The organism is Pseudomonas sp. JV245A (assembly GCF_032424515.1).
GTDB lineage: Bacteria > Pseudomonadota > Gammaproteobacteria > Pseudomonadales > Pseudomonadaceae > Aquipseudomonas > Aquipseudomonas protegens.
Genome location: NZ_VYKE01000116.1, coordinates 1 through 18,570, shown reverse-complemented (window position 1 = coordinate 18,570; position 18,570 = coordinate 1). Strand labels below are relative to the sequence as shown.

Below are 18,570 nucleotides of genomic sequence, written 5' to 3'. Positions count from 1 at the left end.
CCAGGCTTCAGCGAAATCCGTGCCGTCCCGGCCCTGGCCGCACAGGGCCATGATCAATTCGTGAACTTCCAGGGTCTTGAGTTCGTTGTAGCCCAGCTGGTGCCCCGGGGCCGGGCTGAAGGCCGCGTAGCCGGGCAGGGCGGGCCCGGCCAGCAGGCGCTGGAAACCCTTCTGGCCGACCCGGTACAGGCGCAGTTCGTTGAGGCGTTCCTGGTCGAACGCCAGGGTGCCGAGGGTGCCGCTGATCTCGAAGCTCAGGTGGTTCTTGTAACCATGCTTGATCCAGCTGCTGCTCAGCGTACCCCGCGCGCCATTGGCAAAGCGCAGCAGGGCATGGGCCTGGTCATCCACGGCGATGGCGCGGCGTTCCTGGCTGCCGGCTTCGGTGGGGCGTTGCAGGTGCACGGTCTGGGTATCGGCGCACACCGCCTGCACCGGCCCCATGAGAAAGCGTGCCATGGCCAGCAGGTGGCTGCCCAGGTCCGCCAGGGCGCCGCCGGCGTGCTGCGGCTCGCAACGCCAGGACCAGGGGGCATCCGGGTCGGCCATGAAGTCTTCGCTGAACTCGCCCTGGAAACTCACCAGTTGCCCCAGTTCGCCGTTGCCGATCATGTCCCTGGCCTGGGCGATCACCGGGTTGTGCTGGTAGTTGTAGCCCACCCGGGTCACCACCCCGGCGGCCTGGGCCGCGTGGTGCATCTGCCGGGCCTGTTCGACGCTGACCGCCAGGGGCTTTTCGCAGTACACCGCCTTGCCTGCGGCCAGCGCCGCCATGGCCATGGGGAAGTGCAGGTGGTTGGGGGTGGTGATGGCCACCAGGTTGACCCGGGGGTTGGCCACCAGGGCCTGCCAGTCGGCATGGGCCTGGGCAAAGCCCCAGGCGCCGGCGCAGTGTTCGCCGCGCTGGGCGTCGGCGTCGGCCAGGGCCGCCAGGTGCAGGCGCACCGGCAATTCGAAGACCGCGCCGGCACTGCGAAACGCCAGGGCGTGGGCACGCCCCATGAAACCGGTGCCGATCAAACCAATGCCGAGCTCGTCCATAACCGCACCTGCAGAATTATTGTTCTAGGGAAAGCTAGTTATGGAATAAAAATTCTCTAATTGCAATTGGTGGAATTAAAATTTTGAAAGGCGTCTGTAGGAGCCGGCTCGCCGGTGAAAAGGGCCGCCTGGGTTGCGCCGGGCCCAAGGCCTTCGTCGCTGGCAAGCCCGCTTCTATGGGAAATGCAAAAGGCAGCCCGGAGGCTGCCTTTTTTATGGTGCAAGCGGGCCTCAGGAGAGGAAGCCGCCGTCCACATTGAGCGAGACACCCGTGGTGTAGCTGGAGGCGTCGCTGGCCAGGTAGAGCACCGCGCCGGCCATTTCGCTGGGGTCGGCCACGCGCTTGAGGGGGATCTGCGCCAGGGCGGTCTTGAGGATGGCGTCGTTCTTGACCAGGGCCGAGGCGAACTTGGTGTCGGTCAGGCCCGGCAGCAGGGCGTTGCAGCGGATGCCGAACTGCGCGCATTCCTTGGCGAAGACCTTGGTCATGTTGATCACCGCAGCCTTGGTCACCGAGTAGATGCCCTGGAAGATCCCCGGCGAGATGCCGTTGATCGAGGCCACGTTGATGATGCTGCCGCCGCCGTTTTCGCGCATCAGCTTGCCGGCTTCCACCGACATGAAGAAGTAGCCGCGGATGTTGACGTCGACGGTCTTCTGGAAGGCCCCCAGGTCAGTGTCCAGGACGTTGCAGAATTGCGGATTGGTCGCGGCGTTGTTGACCAGGATGTCCAGGCGCCCGAACTGTTCGCGGATGCCGGCGAAGACTTGGCTGATCTGCTCCATTTCACCGATGTGGCAGGCAATGGCGGTGGCCTTGCCGCCGGCGGCGATGATCGCGTCGGCCACGTGCTGGCAACCTTCGAGCTTGCGGCTCGACACGATGACATGGGCGCCTTGCTGGGCCAGCAACTTGGCAATGGCCTCACCGATGCCGCGGCTGGCGCCGGAGACGAATGCGATCTTGCCGTCGAGGTCGAACAACTGAGTCTTGGACATGGTTTTTCCTTGTTTGGGCTGTCGAGCGCCGGGGCGCGGTCAGAGGCTGGATTTGTGAATGACCTGCAGGCTCATCTGCTCCAGCAGTTTGTTCATGTGAATGAACTGCGCGAAGCGTTTGTCCTGGGTCTGGCCATGGTAGAAGCGGTAGTAGATCTGCTGCACGATGCCGGCCAGGCGGAACAGGCCGTAGGTGTAGTAGAAGTCGAAGTTGCCGATTTCGATTCCCGCGCGCTCGGCGTAGTAGTCGACGAACTGCTGGCGGGTGAGCATGCCCGGGGCGTTGCTCGGCTGGCGGCGCATCAGTTGCACCGGCGCCGGGTCGCCGGCCTCGATCCAGTAGGCCAGGGTGTTGCCCAGGTCCATCAGCGGGTCGCCCAGGGTGGTCAGTTCCCAGTCCAGCACGCCGATGATCTGCATCGGGTTCTGTGGATCGAGGATCACGTTGTCGAAGCGGTAGTCGTTGTGCACGATGCTAGAGGTCGGGTGGTCGGCGGGCATCTTCTCGTTGAGCCAGGCCTTGACCTTTTCCCAGTGCGGCGCGTCCGGGGTCAGGGCCTTCTCGTAGCGGTCGCTCCAGCCCTTGATCTGGCGCTGCACATAGCCTTCGGGCTTGCCCAGGTCACCCAGGCCGCAGGCGCTGTAGTCGACCCGGTGCAGCTCGACGAAACGATCGATGAAGCTCTTGCACAGGGCCTCGGTCTGGCCGGCATCCAGGCCCAGCTCCGGCGGCAGGTCGGAGCGCAGGATGATGCCCTTGACCCGTTCCATGACATAGAACTCGGCACCGATCACCGACTCGTCGGTGCAGTGCACGTAGGCTTTGGGGCAGTAGGGGAAACCGTCCTTGAGCTGGTTGAGAATGCGGAACTCGCGGCCCATGTCGTGGGCCGACTTGGCCTTGTGGCCGAAGGGCGGGCGACGCAGGACAAACTCCTGCCCGGGGTATTCCAGCAGGTAGGTGAGGTTCGAGGCACCGCCCGGGAACTGGCTGATCTGCGGCGTACCGCTCAGGCCGGGAATGTGCGCCTTGAGGTACGGGTCGATCAGGTTGGCATCGAGTTCCTCGCCGGAGCGAGTACGGGTGGATTGGTCTGTAAGCGCCATGCTTATCCCTTCTGCTTATTCTGGAGGCCAGAGATTATTGGCTAATCTAATGCGCCTACCGGCCCCTCACAATCGCGGCGGGCCTTTATAGGTGCGCGTGTTGCCGGACAATCATTGCTTTTGATACAAGCGTTTGAATTTAGCCCCGTGTGTCTACGACCCGATGAGACCAAGCCCCCGCAGGAGCCATGCTGGCACAGAGGTTGTCCGCCCCACGAGCATAGGCGTTGACTCGGGGCTGGGTCAGTTCGGTGCCGGCAGGGCCAGCGGGGTCAGCAGTGGCCGGCCTTCGAAGTGAGCCAGCAGGTTCTGGCCGACCATCGCCACGGTATCGCGGCTGGCCTGGGGCGAAAGGCCGGCCACGTGGGGCGTGAGCACCACGTTGTCGAGCACCTTGAGGGCGTCCGGGACTTGGGGTTCGTCATCGAACACATCCAGGGCCGCGCCGGCAATCCGCCGCTGCTGCAGGGCCTGCAGCAGGGCGTTGGTGTCCACCACGCTGGCCCGGGCGATGTTCACCAGGAAACCTTCGGGGCCAAGGGCTTCCAGCACCGGCTGGTCCACCAGGTGCCGGGTGTCGGCGCCGCCCGGGGTGGCGATTACCAGGACGTCCGAGTCCCGGGCCAGTTCCACCAGGGTCGGGCAGAAGCGGTAGGGCTGGTCGGGGCGTGGCTGGCGGCTGTGGTAGCTCACCGGCATGTCGAAGCCCAGGGCGCAGCGCCGGGCGATGGCCTGGCCCACGGCGCCGAGGCCGAGCACCCCCAGGCGCATGCCGGCCAGGGACGGGCGCAGCACCTTCGGCCAGTCCCCCTGGCGTACCGCGGCGTCGGACTGGGGAATGCCGCGCACCAGGGCCAGCAACAGGGCCAGGGCATGATCGGCCACGGACGAAGCGTTGACCCCGGCACCATTGGTTACCGCGATCCCGCGATTGCTCGCCGCTTGCAGGTCCACTTGCTCATAGCCGGCGCCGATCACGCAGATGATCTGCAATCGGGGCAGGGCGGCGATTTCCGCCGCGCTCAGCCCCAGGGGGCCACGGGTCAGCACCGCATCGATCTGCCCGGCGTGGTCCCGGATCGCCTGGGCCCGGGTCTGTGGGGTGGGCGCCAGGATCAGCCTGAAGCCCAGGTCTTCGAGGTGCGGCAGGTAGGCGTTGACGTTTTCAACCAGGACCAGAACGGTGGCGCGCATGGCGGACTCCTCGTGGGTTAGCGGGGCAGGGGTTGGCGCAATTGAAAGATGTTGCCTTCCGGGTCGATGCCGTCGCAGGCTCGGGCGTTCTTGAATTGCCATTCGCGCTCGGCTTCGTACACCCGGCCACCGGCCTTGGCAGCGCGCTGTCGGGCCCGGGCCAGGTCGTCTACCTGGAACAGCGGCTTGCAGGCGCAATCGCTGCGGGGCAGCGGCGGTTCCTGGAGGACGATGCGCGCAGCAATCGCTGGCGGCACCTGAACCAGGGTCAGCTCGAAGCCCTGGTGGGCCAGTTGCTGGTAGTCGGCTTGCTGTTCGGTGATGGGCCAGCCCAGCAGTTCGGCATAGAAGCGGGCGAGGGAAGGTGGATCAAGGCTGTAGAGGAGGCAGCCGGCGATCGTCGTGGCGCTCATGGAGGGTTCCATACGGGCAGGGGCGAAGGCTCAAGGGTGCGGGTTGCGAGGGATTTTGGCAATGCTCGCCGGCACCGTTCCCGGGGGCATCACGCCATGTTCGGCGTGCCCGGGGCGGTGTGGGGACGATGGGGTCAGAAGGTTACGTCGGCGGTTGTGGCCAGGCGCACGAAGGGGCCGTTCAGGGTGGCGTTATGGTGGGCGATGATGGTTCTTGCCCCGATCAGCGGCGTGTCCATGCAGGTATGGGCGTCCTCCACCAGCACGGCGGCAAAGCCCAGGTCGCCGGCGGCGCGGCAGGTGGTATCGACGCAGTACTGGGTCTTCATGCCGACGATCACCAGTTCATTGACCTGGGCCTCCTGCAGGTGCTCGGCCAGCCCGGTGCCGACAAAGCAACTGGGGCGGGTCTTGTCCAGTACGCAGTCCAACTCTTCATCCACTTCCAGGGTCGGCAGCAGTTGCCAGAAGGGGCTGCCAGCGGCAATCGGGGATTCGGCGGGGCCGGTATGGCGCACGGCGAAGATCGGCGCTCCGGCCTGGCGGGCACGGCGGATCAGTTGGTTGATGTTTTCCAGGACCTGCTCGCGCTTGTAGGGCTTGTCCGGTCCATTGAACAACCCGACCTGCATGTCGATCACCAGCAGGGCACGCTTGGCGTTGGATAAAGGCATCTTGTCTCTCCTTGTAGTGCCAGCTGGACGGAGAAACAAAAGGCCCCGTCCATTGCTGGCGGGGCCTTGGTTCTACTGTGCTTGTGTCATCCCGCACAGCCACCACACGACCCGCCGGAGGCAGTCGTGGTGGTGGAGGTAGGGTTCAGCGCGTAGATATTCATGGGGGCCGATCATGCCGCCTGCCCGTGAGGCTTGTCAACGCGGCCCGCTAGGGGCCGGCTTGCCAGCGAATGGCGTCTTCAGGCGGGCAACTTCGCTGGCAAGCCAGCTCCTGCGGAACCCGGATTGAGCGGGAGAGGGCCGGGCCAGACGCTTTCCCATCAAACGAAAAAATACCTGCAGCGCATAAACCGTTCCTCAGCTGAGTCTATGCAGCGCCCTTGGAATCCCGGACAATCGCGCCCCCTCTTTTCGCTCGGGCACTGCCTGTCGGGTACTCCGATACGCCCGGGTGAATGGCAAACGACCGGAATGTGGAGATCCCACCGGATGAATGATCAGGCCAACAGCGTTGATCAACGCTTTGAAACCGCGGCCCCAGCGACCCTGACCCGCTGGAACCGCCAAGACACCACCTGGATGCTCGGCCTGTTTGGCACGGCCATCGGTGCCGGTACCCTGTTTCTGCCCATCAATGCCGGCATCGGCGGTTTCTGGCCGCTGTTGATCCTGGCGCTGCTGGCCTTCCCCATGACCTTCTATGCACACCGCGGCCTGACCCGCTTCGTGCTTTCCGGGCGTGACGGTGCGGACATCACTGACGTGGTGGAAGAGCATTTCGGCCTCACCGCCGGTGCCCTGATCACCTTGCTGTACTTTTTGGCGATCTTCCCGATCCTGCTGATCTACAGCGTGGCCCTGACCAACACCGTCGACAGCTTCATGACCAACCAACTGCACATCGCGCCGCCACCGCGGGCGATCCTGGCCCTGGTGCTGATCTTCGGCCTGCTGGTGGTGGTGCGTTGCGGCGAGCAGGTGATCGTCAAGGCCATGAGCCTGATGGTCTACCCGTTCATCGTGGCCCTGCTGTTCCTCGCGGTGTTCCTGATCCCGCACTGGAATGGCGGCATCCTCGCCACCGTCAGCGATGTCCCGGCGCCTTCGGCCTTCCTGCATACCCTGTGGCTGGCGATTCCGGTGATGGTCTTCTCGTTCAACCATTCGCCGATCATCTCGGCCTTTGCCGTGGACCAGAAGCGCCGCTATGGCGTGCACGCCGAAGAGCGCAGCTCGCAGATTCTCTCCCGCGCTCACCTGCTGATGGTGGGCATGGTGCTGTTCTTCGTCTTCAGTTGTGTACTGACCCTGACCCCGGCGCAACTGGCCGAAGCCAAGGCGCAGAACCTGTCGATCCTGTCCTACCTGGCCAACCATTTCCAGAATCCGACCATCGCCTTTGCCGCGCCGTTGATTGCCTTCGTGGCCATTGCCAAGTCCTTCCTGGGCCACTACATCGGTGCCAGCGAAGGCCTCAAGGGCCTGATCGGCAAGAGCGGCCGGCGCCCGGGCACGAAAACCCTGGACCGCGTCACCGCCGCCTTCATGCTGGTGATCTGCTGGGCCGTGGCCACCCTCAACCCGAGCATCCTGACGATGATCGAGACCATGGGCGGCCCGGTGATCGCGGCGATCCTGTTCCTGATGCCGATGTACGCCATCCGCAAGGTGCCGGCCATGGCCCGCTACCGCGGCCAGGCTTCCAACGTCTTCGTGACCCTGGTGGGCCTGGTGGCCATTACTGCCCTGGTGTACTCCCTGGCGTCCTGACAGCCTTCCGGTAGGAGCCGGCTTGCCGGCGAAGAGGCCCGCAAGCCAACTGCAAGGCGCGCGGACGCCTCCCTGGCGAACCCGCTGCTGCACACAACGCCGTCGGTACTTCACTGTACCGGCGGCGTTGTCGTTCAAGGCATTGATCAGGATTGTTTGCTGCCTTGAATAAAGGGCTAAGCTGGTGCTCTTATTGCTGCCAGGAACCCGCCCATGGCCATTCCCGCCCCTCTGGCTGCAAGCCTGCCCAAACACGTTGATGCGGTTGGGCGACACCCCCTGAATCTGGATTTTGCGTTGTCACGGATGAACCCGATTGGCCACTGAACCCCTGACCCACCCAACCGCTGCACCCAAGCGCACCCGCGACCTGCTGGCCGGCCTGTCCATTGCCGGCCTGTTGTTGCCGGAAGCCGTAGCCTATTCCAGCATCGCCGCCTTGCCGCCCCAGGCCGGGGTCATTGCCCTGTTTGCCGGGTTGCTGTGCTACGGCCTGTTGGGCACCAGCCGCTTTGCCATTGTTTCTGCCACTTCATCGTCGGCCGCAGTGCTGGCGGCGGCCACCCTGTCCCTGGCCGGTGGCGACGCCCAGCTGCGCCTGAGCCTGGCCTTTGCCCTGGTGCTGCTCACTGGGGTGTTCTTCCTCCTGGCCGGGCTGTTCCGCCTGGGCGGCGTGACCGCCTTCATTGCCAAGCCGGTGCTGCGCGGCTTTGCCTTCGGCCTGGCGTTGACCATTGTCCTCAAGCAGTTCGCCACCGTGGTCGGGGTGCACCTGAGCACCGGTAACCTGGTGCGCTTCCTGCCGCAGTTGCTGGAGCAGTGGCCGCAATGGAACTGGGCCGGCGCCGCGGTGGCGGCGGTGGCGCTGCTGGTGCTGGGGATCTGCTCGCGAATTCCCTATGTGCCCGGCGGGCTGGTGGCGGTGGTGATCGGCATTGGCGCCGGCCAGTGGTTCAACCTGCCGGCCCATGGCGTCGACCTGATCGGGGTCATCGAGCTCAAGCTGGAGGTGCCGAGCCTGCCGCAACTGCCTTTTGCCGACTGGCTGCGCCTGGGGGAACTGGCGTTCGCCCTGGTGATGATCCTGTATGCCGAATCCTATGGTTCCATCAGCTCCTTTGCCCTGAAGCATGGCGACCGGGTTTCCTCCAACCGCGACCTGCTGGCCCTGGGCGCTTCCAATCTGCTCTCGGGGCTGTTCCATGGCATGCCCGCCGGGGCCGGCTACTCGGCCACCTCCGCCAATGAAGCGGCCGGGGCGCGCTCGCGCCTGGCAGGGCTGACCGCGGCGGCGGTGATGCTGCTCATCGTGCTGACCGTGCTGCCCTATATCGCCCTGACCCCGGAGCCGGTGCTGGCGGCGATTGTCATGTACGCCCTGGGTCATGGCCTGAGCCTGCAACCCCTGGGGCGCTACTTCATCTGGCGGCGTGACCGGGTGCTGGTGATCTGCGCGGTCAGCGCGGTGCTGGTGCTGGGGGTGCTGGACGGGTTGCTGCTGTCAGTGGGTATCAGCATCCTGTTGCTGCTGCGGCAGATGTCGGCGGCGGATATCCAGATCCTCGGGCAACTGGGCAGCGGCCACGACTTTGTCGATCTCAGCCGTCATCCTCAGGCCCGGCAGGTGCCCGGCGTGCTGATCCTGCGGCCAGGGGAGGCGCTGTTCTTCGCCAACGCCGAACGCATCCTCGGCGGCGCCCTGCGCCTGATCCGCCATGTGCAGGCGCCGATCCACAGCATCATCCTCAGCCTGGAGGAGTCCCCGGACCTGGACGGCACCAGCATCGAGGCCCTGGACGAGTTCTTCCGCCAGGTCAGCCTGGAGCACAAGCACCTGGCCCTGGCGCGGCTCAAGCACGAGGCCAAGGACGCCCTGGCACTGCTGCCGTCGAGCCGCGAGTACCAGGTGCTGCTCAGCGGCACCAGCGTCGACGACACGCTGCAGGAGAGCCTGCGGGGCTGGAAGGCCGGGGCTATTTCCCAGGCATAAAAAAACGCCGCGTATCGTGGAATACGCGGCGTTCCTTCTTACAACGCTACAGCCTTAGGCTTGCACCACCGGGATGTTGGCGTTGGCAGCCGCTTCACGGAACTCGGCGATCTGGTCGAAGGACAGGTAGCGGTAGATATCGGCCGCCATGCTGTCGATCTTGCCAGCGTATTCCATGTACTCCTCGACGGTCGGCAGGCGACCCAGGATCGAAGCCACCGACGCCAGCTCGGCCGAAGCCAGGTAGACGTTGGCGCCATCACCCAGACGGTTCGGGAAGTTACGGGTCGAGGTCGACACCACGGTGCTGTTCGGCTCGACGCGTGCCTGGTTACCCATGCACAGCGAGCAGCCCGGCATTTCCATGCGTGCGCCGGCCTTGCCGTAGATGCCGTAGTAGCCTTCTTCGGTCAGTTGGTGAGCGTCCATCTTGGTCGGCGGCGACAGCCACAGACGGGTTGGCAGCTGGCCCTTGACCTGATCCAGCAGTTTACCGGCAGCGCGGAAGTGACCGATGTTGGTCATGCACGAACCGATGAACACTTCGTCGATCTTCTCGCCAGCAACGCTGGACAGCAGACGGGCGTCGTCCGGGTCGTTCGGCGCGCACAGTACCGGCTCGCTGATGTCGGCCAGGTCGATTTCGATGATTTCGGCGTATTCGGCGTCGGCGTCGGCTTCCATCAACTCAGGGTTGGCGATCCAGGCTTCCATCGCTTGAGCGCGACGTTCCAGGGTACGTGCGTCACCGTAGCCTTCGCCGATCATCCAGCGCAGCAGGGTGATGTTGGACTGCAGGTACTCGGTGATCGACTCTTTCGACAGCTTGATGGTGCAACCGGCAGCCGAACGTTCGGCCGAGGCGTCGGACAGTTCGAACGCCTGTTCCAGGGTCAGACCTTCCAGGCCTTCGATTTCCAGGATGCGGCCGGAGAAGGCGTTTTTCTTGCCTTTCTTCTCGACGGTCAGCAGACCCTTCTGGATGGCGAAGTAAGGAATGGCATGCACCAGGTCACGCAGGGTGATGCCAGGTTTCATTTTGCCCTTGAAGCGCACCAGGATCGATTCCGGCATGTCCAGCGGCATGACGCCAGTGGCGGCGGCGAACGCCACCAGACCGGAACCGGCCGGGAACGAGATGCCCATCGGGAAACGGGTGTGGGAGTCACCACCGGTACCGACGGTGTCTGGCAGCAGCATGCGGTTCAGCCACGAGTGGATGATGCCGTCGCCCGGACGCAGGGAAACGCCGCCGCGGGTCATGATGAAGTCAGGCAGGGTGTGGTGGGTGGTCACGTCGATCGGCTTTGGATACGCCGCGGTGTGGCAGAAGGACTGCATCACCAGATCAGCCGAGAAGCCCAGGCACGCCAGGTCTTTGAGTTCGTCACGGGTCATTGGACCGGTGGTGTCCTGAGAACCCACGGTGGTCATCTTCGGTTCGCAGTAGGTGCCAGGACGAACGCCTTTGCCTTCTGCCAGACCGCAGGCCTTGCCGACCATCTTCTGCGCCAGGGTGAAACCCTTGGTGCTTTCAACAGGGGCTTCGGGCTTCTTGAACAGATCGAACGCAGGCAGGCCCAGTTCGGCGCGAGCCTTCTCGGTCAGGCCACGGCCGATGATCAGCGGGATACGGCCGCCGGCACGGACTTCGTCGAGCAGGACCGGGGTCTTCATTTCGAAGGTGGCCAGGACTTCGTCGGTACCGTGCTTGCAGACTTTGCCTGCGTGCGGGTACAGGTCGATCACATCGCCCATGTTCATCTTCGACACGTCGAATTCGATCGGCAGGGCGCCGGCGTCTTCCATGGTGTTGTAGAAGATCGGAGCGATCTTGCTGCCGAAGCAGAAGCCGCCGGCACGCTTGTTCGGAACATAAGGCACGTCGTCGCCGAAGAACCACAGCACCGAGTTGGTGGCCGATTTACGGGACGAACCGGTGCCGACCACGTCGCCGACGTAGGCGATCGGGAAGCCTTGACCGCGCATTTCTTCGATCTGCTTCATCGGGCCGGTCTTGCCTTGCTCGTCCGGAACGATGCCGTCACGGGCCATTTTCAGCATGGCCAGGGCGTGCAGCGGGATGTCTGGGCGGGACCAGGCGTCTGGTGCCGGGGACAGGTCGTCGGTGTTGGTTTCGCCGGTGACCTTGAACACCCGCAGGCTGATCTTGTCGGCCAGTACCGGGCGATTCTTGAACCACTCGCCGTCGGCCCAGGATTGCAGTACGCCTTGGGCGTGAACGTTGCCGTTCTTGGCTTTTTCCGCGACGTCGTGGAAGGCGTCGAACATCAGCAGGGTGTGCTTGAGTTGAGCGGCGGCCACTGGCGCCAGTTCGGCGTCGTCCAGCAGGTTCACCAGGGTCACGATGTTGTAGCCGCCCTGCATGGTGCCCAGCAGTTCAACGGCGCGCTTCTTGTCGATCAGAGGGGAGGAGGCTTCGCCTTTGGCCAGCGCGGAGAGGAAACCGGCCTTGACGTAGGCGGCTTCGTCGACTCCTGGTGGAACGCGATTGGTGATCAGGTCAACGAGGAAAGCTTCTTCGCCAGCCGGGGGATTCTTCAGCAGCTCGACCAGGCCTGCAGTTTGTTCGGCGTTAAGCGGCTGGGGAACGATACCCAGTGCTGCACGCTCTTCGATATGTTTGCGGTAGGCTTCAAGCACAGTTATTACCCTCATCAGTGGTCCCAAATGGGTGTCCGGGACGCTCATCCCGAAATTGCCGTACTCATGCGCTGCGTGGCGTTGTGGGCCACTTAGCCAGAATTACCGACAATTCCTTACAGAAGCTGCTTTCAAAGTTTTACGCCTGCAGAACGGGGAGCTGATGAGGGTTGGCGTTGGGTTTTTCCCCGCTGGAAAAACCCCTCGCCAACACCGCTCTGAAGGAACGACTGTGCTCGTGACGCTTTGAAAACAGCTTCAAACGGACATTGGCGCCTAAAAAGGCTGGCTGATTCTACGGTAAAAAAAGCCTCAACGTAAGTTGCTGTATTGAAGTTTGAGGGGTGATCAATCTTAGACAAAGGGCTAACATTGCCCACTGTTTTGCTTTTGCGTGCGTTGTCTATCTATGCCCAATCAGACCATCAAGACCCCCTGCGTCGGCCTCTGTTCCACGGTTTACGGCGATCTGGTATGCCGTGGCTGTAAGCGTTTCCACCATGAAGTGATCAACTGGAATGGTTACAACGAGGAGGAAAAACGCGCGGTCTGGCTGCGTCTTGAGCACCTGCTGGTGCAGGTGATGGCGGCCAAGCTGGAAGTCTTCGATCCGGTGCGCCTGCGCGAGCAGCTGGAGCAGCGCAAGATCCGCTTCGTGCCCCATCAGTCCGAGTATTGCTGGGCCTACCAGCTGATTGCCCGCGGCGCGCGAGTGATCAACCAGCTCGATGCCTATGGGATGGTGCTGCTGCCGGAGTTTCGCGACTGGGCCTTGCCGGAGTTGCGCGACGCCATTGATCGGGAATTCTTCCTGCTGTCCGAAGCCCACTACCAGCGCTACATCGCCCCCGGCTTTCTCAAGGATGCCCTCGGCTGAGTGCTTCGCTACGCGAATAACTCCCACGCAAATGCCACTGCAGGAGCTGGCTTGCCAGCGAAGACGGCCGCCAGGGCGGTGCAAGGCTTGCGGGCCTCTTCGCCGGCAAGCCGGCTCCTACGGGGTGAGGTTGATCGGGCTCTGTAGGAGCTGGCTTGCCAGCGAAAGCGCCGTCATGGACGGCGCAGATTACGCGATGGCGTTGCGGGGAGGGGGCTCAAGCCTTGGCTGCCAGCTCTTCCAGGTGATCCATGATGTCCGCCGGCTTGAGCACCAGCACGTCGCTGTCCAGGGAGTCGAGCACCACTTCGGCGGTGTTGCCGATCAGTGCCCCGGAAATCCCGGTGCGGGCCACGGTGCCGATGATGGTCAGCACGGCGCCAAGCTTGTGGGCCAGGTGGGGAATCAGCACATCGGCCGGGCCTTCCTCGATATGCAGGTGGGCGTCGTCGATGTCGAACTCGGCCTGGAACGCCTTGCACTGCTCGCGATAGCGCGCCTCGATGGTTTCCTTGAGCTGGAACACCGGGTCGGCGGCCGACAGCATCGGCGACGGGTGAGCGCTGATCACATGCAGCTGGGCCTTGGCCAGGCTGGCGATATCGAAGCCGTGGTCGACGATACTGGCGTGCAAGGCCCGGTGCTCGCCGTCCATGTTGCCGACGTCGATGGCGGCCATCACCACGCCGCCGACCCAGGGCGTGGCGGTCTTGACCAGCAGCACCGGGGTCGGGCAGTAGCGCAGCAGTTTCCAGTCCGCCGGGGTCAGTAGGGCTTTCTTCAGCGGGGCGTCCGGCAGGTGCTGCTTGATCACCAGGCCGCAGCCCTCGGCCTGCTGCACATCGATGATGGTTTCGTGCAGGCTTTCGTTCCAGGCCTGCTCGGTGGTGACGCTGTAGCCTTCGCCGGTGAGGCTGCTCTTGAGTACGCTCAGCAGCGCCGAATGCTCGTGCTTTCTGTCGCAGACCAGCAGGTGCAGGTGGGCCTGGGTGACCCCGGCAATCAGCTTGGCGCGCTTGAGGGCAAGGCTTTCGCCGGGCGTGGGATCGATGACCACCAGGATACTGCGGATGCTTTGCATGATCGGGATCTCCAGGAAGGGATGAACGGTTAGGGTCTGTTCCCGTTTGGCCCCGCAACGCGGCTCGTCACCAAACGGGAACAGACCCTAGCGTGCACAACTATAGTTGCTGGCGCCCGGGCCGGATGTTGATGCATATCAATCGCGGCCGCTGGTGGTCTGCGGCCCGGCCGGTATAATCGCCGGCCTTTCGCTATGAAGCCTTTTGTCCCGTGAGCCTCATGTTAACGATCACTGATAGTGCTGCCTGCCGCTTTGCGGTGGTGGCTGATTGTTCGGAAATGCGCCGATGAACTTTCCTGAAATTCCCGATTTTCTTGGCTGCCGCACGCCCGACGCCTGGGTCCAGGCGGCCCTGGCCGACCAGGAAACCCTGCTGATCGACCACAAGAACTGCGAGTTCAAGGCCGCCAGCACCGCCTTGAGCCTGATCGCCAAGTACCACGCCCATGTCGACCTGATCAACATGATGTCGCGCCTGGCCCGGGAAGAGCTGGTGCACCACGAGCAGGTCCTGCGCCTGATGAAGAAACGCAAGGTCGAGCTGCGCCAGTTGCATGCCGGGCGCTATGCCTCGGGCCTGCGCAAGGTGGTGCGCAGCCACGAGCCGGTGAAGCTGGTGGACACCCTGGTGGTGGGCGCCTTTATCGAGGCCCGCAGCTGCGAGCGTTTCGAAGCCCTGGTGCCGCACCTGGACGAGGAACTGGGCAAGTTCTACTTCGGCCTGCTCAAAAGCGAGGCCCGGCACTACCAGGGCTACCTGAAGCTGGCCTATCAGTATGGCGACGCCAAGGACATCGCCCAGGTCATCGACCGGGTGCGGGCGGCGGAGCAGGAACTGATCGAGTCGCCGGATCCGGAGTTCCGTTTTCACAGTGGCGTGCCGGCCTGGTGAACGACTGCCCTTGTGTAAAAGCAGGGGCAAATTGTTAAAAACTCTTAAAAGAATGAAATATCGCGCAAAACCGCTGCAAGTCCCGGGTTTTGTGGCTTGCGTTATCCTTTCCTTAACCTCTTGCCCCCTATAATGCGCGCGCACAAATTGTGCGTTCACAGATTGGCAAATATGGAAAACCTGGGTCTTGGCAAGGTGTTGCTGGTGGAAGATGACGAGAAGCTCGCCGGGCTGATCGCGCATTTTCTGTCCCAGCACGGCTTTGAAGTGCTGACGGTCCACCGCGGCGATACCGCCCTGGCGGCATTTCTCGAATTCAAACCGAAACTGGTGGTGCTCGACCTGATGCTGCCCGGCCAGAGCGGCCTGCACGTGTGCCGGGAGATCCGCGCCGTGGCGGACACCCCCATCGTCATCCTCACCGCCAAGGAAGACGACCTGGACCACATTCTCGGCCTGGAATCCGGCGCCGATGACTACGTGATCAAGCCTATAAAACCGGCGGTGCTGCTGGCGCGCCTGCGGGCCCTGCAACGGCGCCAGGTGCCGGAAACCACCACCCTGCGCGGGGCCCTGGCATTCGGCGTGCTGAGCATCGACCGCAACAGCCGCGAGGTGCGCCTGGCGGGCGAGCCGGTGGAACTGACCACCATGGAGTTCGAGCTGCTCTGGCTGCTGGCCAGCGCGCCGGGCAAGACCCTGTCCCGGGACGACATCCTCAACCGCATGCGCGGCATCGAGTTCGACGGCCTCAACCGCAGTGTCGACGTCTACATCAGCAAGCTGCGGGGCAAGCTCAAGGACAACCCGCGCGAGCCGGTGTGCATCAAGACCGTGTGGGGCAAGGGCTACCTGTTCAATCCGTTCGCCTGGGAGGTTTGAATGCTGCGTCTGTTTCTGGGGCTCTACCTGTTCCTGGCCCTGGGCTTCGCCGGGGCCATGACCGCGGTGCAACACATCTTCATCAACTACCTGGCCGCCGACCTGATCGAGTCCTACAACCGCGATGCGGTGCGCGGGCCGGCCTACAGCCTGAGCGAACAGTTGCGGCCGTTCGACGAGGCCGGGCGTCAACAGCAGCTGGAGCAGCTCAAGCCGCACTATGGGCTGCTGCTCAAACTGGTGCAGGCCGACGACCTGGACCTGAGCGTGCGTGAACAGGCCCTGCTGGATTCCAACCAGTTGGTGGTGCGCGAGGAGTTCACCGAATTCATCGGCAGCATCGACGGCGGCAAGCAACTGTTGAGCATCAAGCTGCCGGAAGACCCGCCCCTGACCCTGCTCTACAACATCGCCGCCTATGCCTTGCTCGGCGCGCTGCTGGCCATCGTCCTGTACTTCTGGGTGCGCCCGCACTGGCGCGACCTGGAGCGCCTGCGCCTGGCCGCCGAACGTTTTGGCGACAACGACCTGGGCACCCGTCTGCACCTGTCGCGGCGTTCCAACATCCGCGACCTGGCCCAGCACTTCAACCGCATGGCGGCGCGCATCGAGGGGCTGATCGCCAATCAGCGCGAGTTGACCAACGCGGTGTCCCACGAACTGCGCACGCCCATCGCCCGGCTGTCCTTCGAGCTGGACCAGTTGCAGCAACAGCCAGATCCGGATGAAAACCGCGAGTTGATCGCCGACATGTATGCCGACCTCGGCGAGCTGGAGGAAATGGTCTCCGAACTCCTCAGCTACGCCAGCCTGGAACATGGCGCGGCCACCATCAACCGGGAAAACATCCAGGCCCAGAGCTGGCTCGACAGCGTGGTCGGCAGCGTGGCCCTGGAGGCCGAGGCGGCCGGGGTGCAACTGCTGATCCGTTCCTGCCAGGTGGAGTACGTGCGCATCGAACCGCGCTTCATGGCCCGGGCAGTGATCAACCTGCTGCGCAACGCCATCCGCTACGCCGACCGCCGGGTCGAGGTGTCCCTGGTGCGCCTGGAGCATGGCTACGAAGTGCGGGTCAACGATGATGGTCCCGGGGTGCCGGTGGATGGCCGGGAGAAGATCTTCGAGCCGTTTTCCCGCCTCGACGCCAGCCGTGACCGGCGTACCGGCGGTTTCGGCCTGGGCCTGGCGCTGGTGCGGCGGGTCTCGCAATGGCACGGCGGCAAGGTCGAAGTGGCGGATTCGGAGTGGGGCGGTGCCTCGTTCCGCATGACCTGGGCCCACCTCGACTGAGGTTCGCGCGCAGCCCTGAACCTGCGCAGCAACGCGGCCCGTGATCACGGGCCGCGCGTTCCCTTTCTTAGAAGCTGTACTCAAGTTGAGTGGCGATGCTGGTCTGCATGCGCCGGTCGACGATCGGGCTGTCGCCGGCTTCCTTGCTCAGGTACTTCATCGACAGCAGGGTCGAGACCTTGGTCTGCTCATTGAGGGGCAGCGTCCAGGCCAGGTCGGCACCGCTGCTGACCCGTCCACCCTTGGCCCGGTAGGCGCCGAAGCGGCTGTGGGCCGCCTGGGTGTCGCTCACCCCGTACCAGGTCTGCATGTAGTCGGCGTTGCCGAACAGGCTGTTGAGGCTGGCATCCAGGCTGCCGAAGCGGCCCTGGTAGAGGTTGCTGCCAATGCTCAGTTCCAGTGCGCTGTAGGCCGAGCCGGTGTCGCGGTTGTCGTTCTTCTTCACCGCGTGGGTCAGGGTGGCGCCCAGTTCGAACGGCCCCAGGTCATAGCCCAGGTGCGCGCCGAACTGTGCCCGGGTCTTTATTTCGCCCATGCCCTTGAGGCGCTTGGAGCCCTGGCCCAGGTGGTTCTTGTCGCGCCGTGATTCGCTCGGGCCGACCCAGGTACTGAACGACAGGTCGCCCCATTCGTTGCCCCAGCCCAGGCCCTGGTCGGTATTGAGGAACACGCCCCAGGGGCTGATGATCTCGCCGCCGAGAATCGGCGCCAGGGCGCGTTCGTCACTGCCGCTGTAGCGCGGCACGCTGGCCACCCCGGCGTGCACGCCGTACTTCCAGTCTTCGGCGTGCAGCGTGCCGCAGACCGTGCTCAGGCCCAGGGTGCCGGCCCACAAGGCGGCGGTGGTGGAGTGTTTCAGGGTTTTCATGAAGGGTCAGAACCTCAGGTGGTTGGCGTTATAGGTGCGTTTGAATGAGTAGCCCAGGACGTTCACGCCGTTGACCTGGCGGCGCACGGTGTCGCCCAGGCCCGGGCCGTTGCCGGCGATCACCGCGTGGGCATTGTCCACCGGGGCGAGGATGTAGTCGGTAAGGGGACGGCCTTGCTGCAGGCTGCGGATCATCAGGAAGCCGTCCTCCAGGGCGATGTCCATGCCGTTGATGGGCGGTTCGCCGGGGTCGTCGCTCAGAGCCTGGTAGGTGCCGACCGTGGCCAGCCAGTTGTCCGTCAGGGGCACCGGCTCGATCCGTTCTCCCACCGCCAGCAACTGGCCGTGGCTCTTGGCGGTGAACACCCGATGGCCCTGGACCTGCATCACGTCCAGTTGCAGTTGCCCCAGCGGGCCCAGGTCCTGGGGCCAGAGCCCGAGGCGCTTCTTGCGCACCCGCAGCCAGCCCTGTTCGTCCCGCAGCAGTTCGTAGCGCTCGCCGGCCAGCTCGGCGTACAGGCGCTGGTGCTGGTCGCGGATCCGCAGCACACCCCAGCGGGTGGCATAGAAGCCCGCCAGGTGCCGGCGATCCGCCGCTTGCGGAACCCGACGTTGCTGGGCCTGGGGGGCCGTGGCCGGTTGCGGTGGCGGTGGCGGGGCGCCGTGGGCCTGCAGCAGCATGCGCAGTACCTGGGGCACCAGGGGCTGGGCCAGGGCCTCGCCGCTGTCGGAATTGCTCATCACGATCACCGCCAGCTGCTGCTCGGCCAGCACGCTGATCCGGGCATGAAAGCCCTCGCCGAAACCGCTTTGCTGCCAGGT

Annotated in this window: 15 protein-coding genes and 1 pseudogene; 6 read left to right on the top strand and 10 right to left on the bottom strand. The window is 64.2% G+C overall.

Annotated features, from left to right (window positions below; all coding sequences use genetic code 11):
- The 6 genes from F6S12_RS23880 to F6S12_RS23855 form a co-directional block, all read right to left on the bottom strand.
- A partial coding sequence (locus tag F6S12_RS23880; protein WP_315869380.1) for a Gfo/Idh/MocA family oxidoreductase occupies nt 1-1,041 on the bottom strand: 1,041 nt, incomplete at its 3' end.
- A 231-nt stretch (nt 1,042-1,272) separates the two neighbouring features.
- Nucleotides 1,273-2,040, bottom strand: coding sequence for an SDR family oxidoreductase (locus F6S12_RS23875; RefSeq protein ID WP_011060922.1), 768 nt, complete (start codon nt 2,038-2,040; stop codon nt 1,273-1,275).
- A 39-nt stretch (nt 2,041-2,079) separates the two neighbouring features.
- Nucleotides 2,080-3,147, bottom strand: a complete 1,068-nt coding sequence (locus tag F6S12_RS23870; protein ID WP_011060923.1) for a phosphotransferase family protein — start codon at nt 3,145-3,147, stop codon at nt 2,080-2,082.
- 243 nt (nt 3,148-3,390) lie between these two features.
- On the bottom strand, nt 3,391-4,341 hold the full coding sequence (locus F6S12_RS23865; RefSeq protein ID WP_041752188.1) for a 2-hydroxyacid dehydrogenase: 951 nt from the start codon (nt 4,339-4,341) through the stop codon (nt 3,391-3,393).
- Between the two features lie 17 nt (nt 4,342-4,358).
- A complete protein-coding gene (locus F6S12_RS23860) occupies nt 4,359-4,754 on the bottom strand; it encodes a VOC family protein (RefSeq protein WP_194237829.1) in 396 nt (131 codons plus the stop codon).
- A gap of 134 nt (nt 4,755-4,888) precedes the next feature.
- Nucleotides 4,889-5,428 carry a cysteine hydrolase family protein gene (locus tag F6S12_RS23855; RefSeq protein WP_315869379.1) on the bottom strand — a complete coding sequence of 180 codons (540 nt, stop codon included), beginning with the start codon at nt 5,426-5,428 and terminating at the stop codon, nt 4,889-4,891.
- Between the two features lie 492 nt (nt 5,429-5,920).
- Here F6S12_RS23855 and F6S12_RS23850 point away from each other — a divergent pair, with 492 nt between their 5' ends.
- Together F6S12_RS23850 and F6S12_RS23845 are read left to right on the top strand one after the other, a co-directional pair.
- The gene (locus F6S12_RS23850; protein WP_077933968.1) at nt 5,921-7,201 is read left to right on the top strand and encodes a serine/threonine transporter; all 1,281 of its coding nucleotides are present in this window, start codon (nt 5,921-5,923) and stop codon (nt 7,199-7,201) included.
- Between the two features lie 316 nt (nt 7,202-7,517).
- Entirely contained in the window at nt 7,518-9,191 is a 1,674-nt protein-coding gene (locus tag F6S12_RS23845) for a SulP family inorganic anion transporter (protein ID WP_019094304.1), read from the top strand.
- 54 nt (nt 9,192-9,245) lie between these two features.
- Here F6S12_RS23845 and acnB read toward each other — a convergent pair whose 3' ends face one another.
- Nucleotides 9,246-11,855 carry a bifunctional aconitate hydratase 2/2-methylisocitrate dehydratase gene (gene acnB / locus F6S12_RS23840; RefSeq protein WP_315869381.1) on the bottom strand — a complete coding sequence of 870 codons (2,610 nt, stop codon included), beginning with the start codon at nt 11,853-11,855 and terminating at the stop codon, nt 9,246-9,248.
- Nucleotides 11,856-12,264: 409 nt separating this feature from the next.
- Here acnB and F6S12_RS23835 point away from each other — a divergent pair, with 409 nt between their 5' ends.
- Entirely contained in the window at nt 12,265-12,732 is a 468-nt protein-coding gene (locus F6S12_RS23835; protein ID WP_011060930.1) for a DUF1289 domain-containing protein, read from the top strand.
- A 217-nt stretch (nt 12,733-12,949) separates the two neighbouring features.
- On the opposite strand, the gene F6S12_RS23830 is transcribed toward F6S12_RS23835, so the two are convergent.
- A complete protein-coding gene (locus F6S12_RS23830; RefSeq protein WP_011060931.1) occupies nt 12,950-13,813 on the bottom strand; it encodes a universal stress protein in 864 nt (287 codons plus the stop codon).
- A gap of 289 nt (nt 13,814-14,102) precedes the next feature.
- Here F6S12_RS23830 and F6S12_RS23825 point away from each other — a divergent pair, with 289 nt between their 5' ends.
- From F6S12_RS23825 to F6S12_RS23815, 3 genes are all read left to right on the top strand, one after another.
- Nucleotides 14,103-14,708: a tRNA-(ms[2]io[6]A)-hydroxylase gene (locus tag F6S12_RS23825; RefSeq protein ID WP_011060932.1), complete on the top strand. Its 606-nt coding sequence runs from the start codon at nt 14,103-14,105 to the stop codon at nt 14,706-14,708.
- Between the two features lie 171 nt (nt 14,709-14,879).
- A complete protein-coding gene (locus tag F6S12_RS23820; protein ID WP_011060933.1) occupies nt 14,880-15,590 on the top strand; it encodes a winged helix-turn-helix domain-containing protein in 711 nt (236 codons plus the stop codon).
- Entirely contained in the window at nt 15,591-16,880 is a 1,290-nt protein-coding gene (locus F6S12_RS23815; protein WP_011060934.1) for an ATP-binding protein, read from the top strand.
- Between the two features lie 67 nt (nt 16,881-16,947).
- On the opposite strand, the gene F6S12_RS23810 is transcribed toward F6S12_RS23815, so the two are convergent.
- Nucleotides 16,948-17,748 (bottom strand): MipA/OmpV family protein, encoded by an 801-nt coding sequence (locus tag F6S12_RS23810; RefSeq protein ID WP_019093779.1) that lies wholly within the window; start codon nt 17,746-17,748, stop codon nt 16,948-16,950.
- Between the two features lie 6 nt (nt 17,749-17,754).
- Nucleotides 17,755-18,570 (bottom strand): annotated as a pseudogene (locus F6S12_RS23805) (serine hydrolase); the annotation flags it as partial.